Source organism: Lutibacter sp. (assembly GCF_013041805.1).
GTDB lineage: Bacteria > Bacteroidota > Bacteroidia > Flavobacteriales > Flavobacteriaceae > Lutibacter.
This window is the reverse complement of the sequence record NZ_JABDRI010000028.1, coordinates 84,277-94,322: the sequence shown is the minus strand read 5'-3', so window position 1 is coordinate 94,322 and position 10,046 is coordinate 84,277. Positions and strand designations below refer to the sequence as shown.

Below are 10,046 nucleotides of genomic sequence, written 5' to 3'. Positions count from 1 at the left end.
CGCAGGAATCGCATCATTATTTGGTATTAAATTAATTATGCTAAAAGTACCAGGTGCTGAATATATTACTCCTTTAGTATTTATGATTGTTCTTGGAACGGTTTTATTAAACGCAACAACAGCTCGTATATTTGCAAAGGTCGCGGGTGTATTCTTAATATCTTCTGATGGAATTATTATGATTGGGGCCTCAAACTTTGCGCGGTTAATTGGAACTTATTTACAAAAAAATAATAGGAGAGTAGTACTAATAGATAGTAATACGAATAATATAAATAAAGCTAAATCTCTTGGGCTTGAAGCTATTGAGGTTGATGTTTATACTGATGAATTATTAGAAGATGTTGAATTAAATGATATAGGATTTTTATTGGCACTTACAGGAAGCGCCGCTGTAAATGAGTATGCCATTGAAAAATACGAACATATATTTGGTGAACACGGTTCTTTTAGAATTATTTCTACCGATGAATTGAAAGGAGGAACTACAAAACCTGCAAAAGATTTATTTACACATAAAGATGATTTTATTAATTTAAGTGAAGTTGTAAGGGATTTTCCATTGGTTAATGAAGTAATTATTAGTTCAAAAGATCATTTTGATAAATTACTGAAAGAAATAAATCATGAAAGTCATGCAATACCAATGTTTTTAAAAGACAATGAAGGTGTCATTCATATTATTTCTTCACTAGATGATAGCTTTATAATTCAAAAAGGAAATATATTAATATACATAGGAAAAACTATTATATAGCAACTATCTAAACTAAATATAAACCGCATAAAAAAGAGTCACTTAACCATTTGCTAAGTGACTCTTTTTTATATATAGACTATTTTATTTTTCGTTTTTCCAATAACGTGGGTTTGTATCTTCTGAAGCTTGAGTCCAATAATCTTGATTAACAATATGACCGTCTAAGGTTTTTAATTTACGTTCAAAAACCCAAATAGTAGGATTAAAAACCATGTCAGTTGTTGCGACTGTGTATAATTGAGGTTCTTCTTCTGTTTTTCTTTTTTCTTCTTGAATTATAACTTCAAAGCCATTATGTTCTAAAAGTTTTTGAAGAAAATCTTTACGATTTTCATCAATCTTTTTTTCTATAAAAGTAACTCTAGTATCTCCTATACTTCCAAATGTGTGTTTTCCTGCTAATACCATAATCTCTTAATTGTATATGCTACTTAGTTCGTAAATATATTCATATAATGGGCTATATAAACCTAGGACTATAATACCAATTACTGTAATTATTAAGCCTAAACGCATATAGATTTTATTCTTAAAAAATGGAATCGGATTTTCTCCTTTTCTTAAAAACATTGCTCGTACTACTAATAAATAATAATATAAAGAAATAGTAACATTTACAACAGCCAAAAATACTAACAAATAGAAACCTTCACTTGCGGCAGCTGTAAATAAGAAGAATTTACCAAAGAAACCTGCAACGGGAGGAATACCAGCTAGAGAGAACAATGCTAAAAGCATTACCAAACTTAGTTTTGGATTTGTTCTGTACAAACCTTCATAATCAGTCATATTTTCTTTCCCTGTTTTTGAAGAAATTGCTTGAACTACACCAAATGCTGCTAAATTTGAAAAAATGTATATCATTATAAAATAAACAACTGTAGTAGTTCCCAACTGAGTGCCCGATATTAACCCAAGCAATATAAATCCTGCTTGTGCAATAGATGAAAAAGCTAAGAAGCGTTTCATATTTTGTTGACGTAATGCAAATAAGTTACCAATAAACATGGTGGCAATTGAAATTACATAAATCATATTTTCCCAAATGTGCATTAATGATTTAAAGATTGTAAATAATAGGATCATTAAGATGAATGCCGCTGCACCTTTTGAAATTACAGACAAATAGGAGGCAACACTAATTGGAGCGCCTTCGTAAACATCAGCCGTCCAAAAATGAAATGGCACTAATGATATTTTAAATGATAAACCTGCAAAAAATAAAATAAAACCTAAAATTGTTAAGTTGCTTGCAGAGATTGTTCCAATAATGTCGTGAAAAAATATAGAGCCAGAAGTAGCGTATAGCAATGATATTCCAAACAATGAAATACCAGACGCTAAGCCAGCTGATAGTATTAACTTAATACCAGATTCACTTGAAATTCTTTTTGAAGTTTCATAAGCTGCTAACGCTGCAACTGGTAATGTAGATAATTCTAAACCTATGTAAAACATTAAAAAATCACCTGAAGAAATCATAAAATACATTCCTAATAATGAGGAAAATAATAAGATAAAAAATTCAGTTCCTTTATCTTGCGCAACAATTTTTTCTTGAATCCAATCTGCTGATTGAAGCAACAAAATAAGCACTCCAATATTCAATACATTTTTAAAGAAATGAATTAAATTATTTGTTTGAAATGATCCACCAAAAATACTACATTCATTTATGCTCAAAAATCCGACAATAGTATGAATACCGAATAAAAATATAGCAAAATGTACGATGCTACTTTTTTTGTTTTTGGGTATAAATATTTCAGCTATTAGTAGCAATATAATAATTGCTAGTAATATAATTTCTTGTCTCATTAATAAAAAACTACTAAAATCCATTTTAGTTATCTATTTAAATTTTATAATACTCCTTTAATAAAAGGATCTAAACTTGCCATAATCATGTCACTTAACCAAAGAGGTACAACTCCAATTGCTACAATTGGAATTAGTAATAGTAAAATACCTGTTTTTTCATACCAAGTGGCTTTTGGTAAGTTTGCAAAATCATCATTAACAAGTGGTCCCATCATTATTTTACCAACTAACCTAAGAATATATACTGCTGTAACAACTATTGAAGATACAGCAAGAATGGTTAAAACTCTTTGAAAAGTATCTGGGTTTTGGAAAGCACCTACAAAAATATTCATTTCAGCAACAAAACCACTAAACCCTGGAAGACCTAAATATGCCATACCTGTTATTACATAAATTGCTCCAATAAACGGCATAATTTTCATTAACCCTCCTAATTTGTTAATATCGCGTGTATGTGTTCTTCCGTAAACCATTCCAATTAAGGCAAAGAACATAGCAGTTAATAATCCGTGAGATAATGATTGAATTATGGCGCCATTCCAAGCTGTTTTGTTTAATGTAAGTAAGGCAAATAATACCAACCCTAAGTGACTAACAGACGCATAGGCGTTAATATACTTTAAATCTGTTTGTTTAATGGCTCCAAAAGCACCATAAACTACACCAGTTGCTGCTAAAATAATAAAGAACCAATCCCAATGCATTGCACCTTCAGGTAATAAAAACATTGCAACTCTAAACACGCCATACCCACCTAATTTCATTAATACTCCTGCATGCAGCATTGAAACTGCTGTTGGTGCAGAGGCGTGACCATCAGGTGACCAAGTATGAAAAGGAAATAAAGCTCCAAGAACTGCAAATCCAATAAATGTTAAAGGGAAAAATAATTTTTGAGCTTCAAATGGAATGTTTACTTGTGAAATTTCTAAAATATTAAAAGTTAAAGCTCCACCATCAGCATTTGAGTTGAAATAAATTCCTAAAACACCAACTAATAATACTGCTGAAGCTCCCATTAACATTAATGTTAATTTCATAGCGGAATATTCTTTTGGTCCACTTCCCCAAATACCAATTAAAAGATACATTGGAATTACCGCTATTTCGTAAAATACAAACATTGTAAATAGATCAATAGAAATAAAGAAACCATAAACTCCTGTTGATAATACTAGCAATGAGATAAAAAATTCTTTTGGTAAATCTGGCATTTTCCAAGAAATGAATACACCAGCCAAAACAACTATTGTTGTTAAAACAATTAGTGCAACCGAAATTCCATCTACACCAATAGCATAGTGAATATTAAATTGTTCAAACCAAACTAAATCTTTGGTGAAAACCATAATGTTATCATTAATAGCCTTTTCTTTAAAATAGGAAATAACTAAATTTACTGCCATTCCTAGTTGAATTATACTTCCAACCATTGAAACTTGACGTGCCTGTTTTAGACCTTTTGTAAAAACTAAGGCTAAAATTGTAAGAACAGGTACAACGACAAAGAGTGATAAAATATCCATATTAATTTGTTAGTTTGTCCATAAATAAATAAATACCAAAGCTAAAATAACGACTCCAGCAATAAATGAGAATGCGTAATCTTGTACTTTCCCAGATTGAATTCCTTTAATTCTTTTCGAAATAACTACTGTTTTATTTCCTATACCTTCCATAGTTCCATCAACAAATTTTTTGTCGAACCAAGCTATTGGAGCAGCAATAAGATTAAAAATTATTTTTTTGGTAACGAATAAATAAATTTCATCAAAATAGAACTTATCAAAAGTCCATTTATAAAATACGCCAAAGGCATGTGCAAATCTTGAAGGCAATTCATTTTCTTTTTTGTAGAAAACAAAAGCAAGAATAATTCCAGTTAAGCCCACAGCTGTAGCAACTAATGCTAAAGGAATATTTAAATGAGCTTCAAATCCGGCTTTATCTGCAGATACGTATTCACTAAAATGAATTAATCCACCAACAACCGTAATAAATGCTAATACCATTAAAGGAAAAGTCATGGAAAGAGGTGATTCGTGAGGCTCATGTTTGTATTGAGTATCTTTTCCCCAGAAAATTCCAAAATACAATCTAAACATATAAAACGCAGTTAAACCTGCAACAAATACACCAACAACATATAGTAATGTGTTGTGTTCAAATGCAGCAACTAAAATTTCATCTTTACTCCAAAATCCTGATAATGGAAATACACCAGCAATTGCTAAGGCAGCAATTAAAAATGTAATATTGGTAATAGGCATATATTTACGTAAACCACCCATATCTTTTAAATAATTACTATGTACTGCATGAATAACAGAACCTGCAGCTAAGAATAGTAATGCTTTAAACATTGCATGTGTAAATAAATGGAACATTGAAGCCATATAACCAACACCTTCGTGACCTTCATAACCAGAAACTCCCAAAGACATCATCATATAACCAATTTGTGACATGGTTGAAAATGCCAATACTCGTTTTATATCGGTTTGTGTTATTGCAATTATAGCAGCAAATAGCGATGAAAATCCTCCAACATAAGCAACAATATTCAGTGCAAAACCATCTTCAACAAAATAAAACATTGGAAAAAGTCGAGCAACTAAATACACACCTGCTACAACCATGGTAGCTGCGTGAATTAATGCGGAAACTGGAGTTGGACCTTCCATAGCATCTGGTAACCAAATGTGTAATGGAAACATGGCTGATTTTCCTGCGCCACCTATAAACATTAAGATTAATGCCCAAGTGATTACTGATAATCCCATAAATGAAGTAGACGCCCAATTTAAAATAGCAGGTCCTTCAGGATTGTTTAATGTTTCAAAATCAAATGTTCCTGTGTAGTATCCCATTATTAATATTCCAATTAAGAAACCTAAATCTGCAAAACGAGTTACAATAAATGCTTTTTTTGCGGCAGATACAGCTGAAGGCTTTGTATAATAGTAACCAATTAATAGGAAAGATGAAACACCAACTAATTCCCAAAAAATATAAATTTGGAAAAGGTTTGTTGCTAAAACCAACCCAAACATTGAGAATGAGAATAGTGAAAGGAAGGAGAAAAAGCGTGTATATCCATCATCACCTTTCATATAACCTCTACTGTATATATGCACCATTAATGATACTATTGATACTACAATAAGCATCATTATTGATATTGGATCAATTAACACACCCATATCTATATGCAAGGTGTCAGTAAAGTTCATCCAAGTTACTTTTTGAACAATTGTTTTGTAAATACCACTTTCTTTACCTACAACAAAAAAGTATTGATAAGCTGTATAAAATGATAGTGCTGCTGAGGCAGATAAACCTGCAACGCCAATATATCCAGAAACAGCTGGTTTAATTTTTTGATTAAAAATTCCTAAAAGTAAAAATACTGCTAGAGGAATTAACGGAATTAATATTGTATAACTTATATCCATGTTTCTTAACTATTAATACTTCATAATTTCAGTGTCCTTAACTTCTACAGAGCTAATTTGTCTGTAAAGGTTAATTATTATTGAGATAGCTAATGCAGTTTCGGCAGCGGCTACGGCAATAATAAAAATTGAGAAGAAAACTCCTTGTAATACATCTGGATACAAATATTTGTTAATAATAACAAAATTTATAACCGATGCGTTCAAAATTAATTCAACAGACATTAAAATTGAAATCAGGTTTTTTCTTGTGATAAATCCGTAAACACCAATAAAAAATAGGAAAGAGGTTACGGTTAGTATTTCGTATATGCTAATTCCGGCTATCATACTGTGTCATTTTTTTTGCTGGTTAGTTTTGTGCCTTTAGCAATAATAATTGCTCCAATCATTGAGGCTAATAGCAATAAACTAATTACTTCAAACGGTAAAATAAATCCACCAGCTTCATAGTTTAATAATCCGAGCCCAATATCTTCGGTTGTAGTTGTAATAGAATTTTCAACAACATTAAATTCGTGAGAATAAATAGTTACTAAAAATAAAGCAAGACCTAATAAACTTGCGATACCAACTATAATTCTTTTTGAAACTTTTGCAAGCTCCAATTCCATTTCTACATGATGTACTAGCATTACTGAAAATATAATAAGAACAATAATACCACCCGCATATACTGTAAGTTGTATTGCAGCTAGGAAATTATAATCTATTAAAAAATAAATTCCAGATATGCCTATAAGTACAAACAATAAATAAATAACGGATCGAAGCATTTTTTTGCTCGAAACAGATGCAATTGCAAAGGCAATTATAATGAATGCTAAAATGTAAAATATAATTTTTTCCATATCTCTAGTCTTCTATTCCCGCTTTAACTTTTGAGCCAGGCTTGTTTAAAACTTTTGTCAAATAACTTCTATCATATACAGAATTTTCAAAATTCTGAGCCCATAAAATAGCATCAGTTGGACAAGCTTCAATGCATAAACCACACATAGTACACATTCCTAAATGGTAGATATGTTTGTCTATCATTTTTTTCTTTTTCCCAGTTTCAGGATCTAATTGTCGATCCCAAATAATTTCTATTGATCCATTAGGACAAGCTATTTCACATTTTTGACAACCAGTACAGGTATGTTCATTATTTTCATCGTGAGGCATAACGACTTCACCACGAAAACGATCAAACATTTTTAGCGTTTCTCTATTGTCAGGATATTGTTGTGTAATAGCTCCTTTTCTTGAGTGCAAAAAGTAGTTTCCAGTAACACTCATACCGGTGAGCAACGTTTTTATACCTTTTGCTATATTTCCAAAATAACTCATAATTTCTAAAATTGAATTGTTAAGTTAAGCCAAACAACTAAAGCCATTAAAATAAGGTTCAATAAATTTAAAGGCAATAAATATTTCCATTCTAAGGTCAATAATTGGTCAATTCTTAATCTAGGGAATGTCCATCTAAACCACATCATTAAAAATACAATTACTAGTGTTTTTCCTAAGAACCAAACTACTCCCAATAATGGAATAGATTCAGTAATTCCAAAAGGAGATAACCAACCTCCAAAAAATATAGTTGCGGCAATTGCGGCAATTATAAACATGTTTATGAATTCAGCTAAAAAGAAGTATGCGAATTTCATCCCTGAATATTCGGTATGAAAACCAGCTCCTAACTCCGATTCGGCCTCTACTAAATCGAAAGGCGCTCTATTTGTTTCAGCGGTACCAGCAATCATATAGATCATAAAAGCAATAACTGCAGGAATATGTCCTTGAACTATTAACCAACCGTTTTTTTGAACTTCAATAATTTCTGAAAGTTGCAAGCTACCTGTAACAAGAACCATTGTAAGTAATGATAAACCAACAGATAATTCATAACTAATAGTTTGAACCCCACTACGCATGGCACCAATTAACGCGAACTTATTATTACTACTCCAACCACCTAATAAAATTCCAATTACACCAATTGATGAGATTGCCATTAGGAATAAAACCCCAATATTAATGTCAAATGCGTGAAATTCTTGTGAAAAAGGAAATACAGCCAAAGCCATAAGTGATGAAACAATAACAAAGTAAGGTGCTAAATTGTATAAAAATTTGTCAGCTCTTTCTGTTCCGGTTAATTCTTTTGAAACTAATTTTAAGGCATCAGCCATAGTTTGTAACAAACCCCACCATCCAACTCTGTTTGGACCAATTCTTAATTGAAACCAAGCAGCAACCTTTCTTTCTAATAAAACCAAGTATAAACCTGCAACAGCAAATATGGCTAAATACACTACTGCAATTAGCACCATTTCTGTTATACTTGCTATACCCTCTGGCATGATACTAAAAAGCCATTCGTGAATATTTTTTGTGATACTTAATGATATATTCATTGTGTTTATTTTATCTGTCAATATCTGGGACTACAATATCTAATGTTGCCATAGATGCAACTAAATCTCCAATTTTACCGCCTACTGCAATATGATTTAAAAGAGATAAGTTTGAAAAACCTGGAGAACGGAATTTTAATCGATATGGATTTTTAGTTCCTGTACTTACAATGTACACACCAAGTTCACCTCTAGCAGCTTCTACTTTTTGATAGAATTCACCTTTTGGTAATTTAATTACAGCATTTGTAGCTACTTTATAATCTCCTTCAGGAATATTATCAATTAATTGTTCAATGATTGACATGGATTCCCACATTTCTTGAACTCTAACTTCATAACGTGCTAAACTATCACCTTCAGTTCTTAATGCTTCTTTAAAATTAACTTTATCTAAAGCACTATATGCATGGTGTTTTCTAACGTCACAAGAATATCCAGAACCACGGCCAACAGGTCCTGAGGCTCCGAATGAAATAGCGTCTTCTTTTGTTAAAATTCCAACACCTTTCATTCTTTTCTGAAAAATTACATTTCCAGTTAAAAGTTTGTCGTATTCTGGTAGTTTTGTTTTAAAATGAGCTATAAAATCTTTTACTCTTTTTATAAAATTTGGATGAATATCGTACATTAATCCACCAGGAATATTGTAGTTCATTGTTAAGCGTGCACCACAAGTTTCTTCAAAAATATCATTAATTAATTCACGATCTCTAAATCCAAGAAAATACGTTGTTAAGGCACCAACATCCATTCCCATAACACCCCACCATAAGGTATGAGAGGCAATTCTAGTTAATTCACCTATAATAGTTCTAATTACTTTAACGCGTTCTGGGATATCAATTTCTAATGCATTCTCAACAGCCAAACAAACCGCTTCATTATTGATATGAGAAGATAAATAATCCATTCTATCAGTTAAATGAACTATTTGTTGATAGCTATCTCGTTCACACATTTTTTCAATAGAACGGTGAATATACCCTAAATCTGGTTCAACTTTTTTAATAATTTCCCCATCAATAGTTAAAAGTAAACGTAAAACACCGTGCGTTGCAGGGTGCTGAGGTCCCATATTAATGAAATATTCTTCAGATTTAAAGTTATTAGTTATCGTAGTTGTTTCCATAAGTACTTATTTAATAACCATATTAATTTCATCTACATAGTCTTTTCTTAGCGGAAAGCCATCCCAATCTTCAGTTAAAAAAAGTCTTTTTAAATTTGGATGATTGTTGAATATAATTCCGAAGAAATCAAATGCCTCACGTTCGTGGAATTCTGCTGTTGCCCAAATGTTAGAAACTGTATCAAAAGTTGGATTTTCTCTATCTTCAGTTTGAACTTTTACAACTACCATATGTCTATGAATTGTAGATTCTAAATGATAAACAACTCCTAATTCTTTTCCCCAATCAATGCCGCTTAAACAAAATAAATAATCAAAACTTGTTTCATTATTTGATTTTAATTGAGTCATCAATTGATGTAGTTGTTCTGGTTGAACAATTATATTTAAGAACTGAGAGCCTTCTTCAGTGAATTCTAATTCTGGAATCCAGCTACTAATTAATTTTTGTAATGCTTCGTTAGTCATAACTT

11 protein-coding genes are annotated in these 10,046 nt (G+C 31.3%); 1 reads left to right on the top strand and 10 read right to left on the bottom strand.

Going from position 1 to position 10,046, the window contains the following annotated elements:
- Positions 1 to 757 (top strand): NAD-binding protein (locus HKP59_RS04115; RefSeq protein WP_291803697.1); only part of this gene is annotated, 757 nt, incomplete at its 5' end.
- 84 nt (positions 758 to 841) lie between these two features.
- Here HKP59_RS04115 and HKP59_RS04110 read toward each other — a convergent pair.
- The 10 genes from HKP59_RS04110 to HKP59_RS04065 are packed head-to-tail and all read right to left on the bottom strand — an operon-like array spanning position 842 to position 10,041.
- Positions 842 to 1,168 (bottom strand): hypothetical protein, encoded by a 327-nt coding sequence (locus HKP59_RS04110; RefSeq protein WP_291803696.1) that lies wholly within the window; start codon positions 1,166 to 1,168, stop codon positions 842 to 844.
- 6 nt (positions 1,169 to 1,174) lie between these two features.
- Positions 1,175 to 2,602: an NADH-quinone oxidoreductase subunit N gene (locus tag HKP59_RS04105; protein WP_291803695.1), complete on the bottom strand. Its 1,428-nt coding sequence runs from the start codon at positions 2,600 to 2,602 to the stop codon at positions 1,175 to 1,177.
- Positions 2,603 to 2,622: 20 nt separating this feature from the next.
- The gene (locus HKP59_RS04100; protein WP_291803693.1) at positions 2,623 to 4,110 is read right to left on the bottom strand and encodes an NADH-quinone oxidoreductase subunit M; all 1,488 of its coding nucleotides are present in this window, start codon (positions 4,108 to 4,110) and stop codon (positions 2,623 to 2,625) included.
- A gap of 9 nt (positions 4,111 to 4,119) precedes the next feature.
- Complete coding sequence (gene nuoL, locus HKP59_RS04095; protein WP_291803691.1) at positions 4,120 to 6,039, bottom strand: NADH-quinone oxidoreductase subunit L; 1,920 nt, start codon at positions 6,037 to 6,039, stop codon at positions 4,120 to 4,122.
- Between the two features lie 12 nt (positions 6,040 to 6,051).
- Positions 6,052 to 6,369, bottom strand: a complete 318-nt coding sequence (gene nuoK / locus HKP59_RS04090; RefSeq protein ID WP_291803689.1) for an NADH-quinone oxidoreductase subunit NuoK — start codon at positions 6,367 to 6,369, stop codon at positions 6,052 to 6,054.
- Positions 6,366 to 6,890, bottom strand: a complete 525-nt coding sequence (locus tag HKP59_RS04085) for an NADH-quinone oxidoreductase subunit J (protein WP_291803687.1) — start codon at positions 6,888 to 6,890, stop codon at positions 6,366 to 6,368. Before HKP59_RS04085 ends, nuoK begins: the two co-directional genes overlap by 4 nt.
- Before the next feature lie 4 nt (positions 6,891 to 6,894).
- Complete coding sequence (locus HKP59_RS04080) at positions 6,895 to 7,371, bottom strand: 4Fe-4S binding protein (protein WP_291803685.1); 477 nt, start codon at positions 7,369 to 7,371, stop codon at positions 6,895 to 6,897.
- A 5-nt stretch (positions 7,372 to 7,376) separates the two neighbouring features.
- Complete coding sequence (nuoH, locus tag HKP59_RS04075) at positions 7,377 to 8,441, bottom strand: NADH-quinone oxidoreductase subunit NuoH (protein ID WP_291803684.1); 1,065 nt, start codon at positions 8,439 to 8,441, stop codon at positions 7,377 to 7,379.
- Between the two features lie 10 nt (positions 8,442 to 8,451).
- Positions 8,452 to 9,573, bottom strand: a complete 1,122-nt coding sequence (locus tag HKP59_RS04070; protein ID WP_291803682.1) for an NADH-quinone oxidoreductase subunit D — start codon at positions 9,571 to 9,573, stop codon at positions 8,452 to 8,454.
- A gap of 6 nt (positions 9,574 to 9,579) precedes the next feature.
- Positions 9,580 to 10,041: an NADH-quinone oxidoreductase subunit C gene (locus HKP59_RS04065; RefSeq protein ID WP_291803680.1), complete on the bottom strand. Its 462-nt coding sequence runs from the start codon at positions 10,039 to 10,041 to the stop codon at positions 9,580 to 9,582.
- Positions 10,042 to 10,046 lie beyond the last annotated feature (5 nt).

Coding starts and splice junctions, on each gene's coding strand:
- HKP59_RS04085 (WP_291803687.1), bottom strand. CDS start 6,890: ATGGAAAAAATTATATTTTACATTTTAGCATTCATTATAATTGCCTTT.
- HKP59_RS04105 (WP_291803695.1), bottom strand. CDS start 2,602: ATGGATTTTAGTAGTTTTTTATTAATGAGACAAGAAATTATATTACTA.
- HKP59_RS04065 (WP_291803680.1), bottom strand. CDS start 10,041: ATGACTAACGAAGCATTACAAAAATTAATTAGTAGCTGGATTCCAGAA.
- HKP59_RS04080 (WP_291803685.1), bottom strand. CDS start 7,371: ATGAGTTATTTTGGAAATATAGCAAAAGGTATAAAAACGTTGCTCACC.
- nuoK (WP_291803689.1), bottom strand. CDS start 6,369: ATGATAGCCGGAATTAGCATATACGAAATACTAACCGTAACCTCTTTC.
- nuoL (WP_291803691.1), bottom strand. CDS start 6,039: ATGGATATAAGTTATACAATATTAATTCCGTTAATTCCTCTAGCAGTA.
- HKP59_RS04110 (WP_291803696.1), bottom strand. CDS start 1,168: ATGGTATTAGCAGGAAAACACACATTTGGAAGTATAGGAGATACTAGA.
- nuoH (WP_291803684.1), bottom strand. CDS start 8,441: ATGAATATATCATTAAGTATCACAAAAAATATTCACGAATGGCTTTTT.
- HKP59_RS04100 (WP_291803693.1), bottom strand. CDS start 4,110: ATGGATATTTTATCACTCTTTGTCGTTGTACCTGTTCTTACAATTTTA.
- HKP59_RS04070 (WP_291803682.1), bottom strand. CDS start 9,573: ATGGAAACAACTACGATAACTAATAACTTTAAATCTGAAGAATATTTC.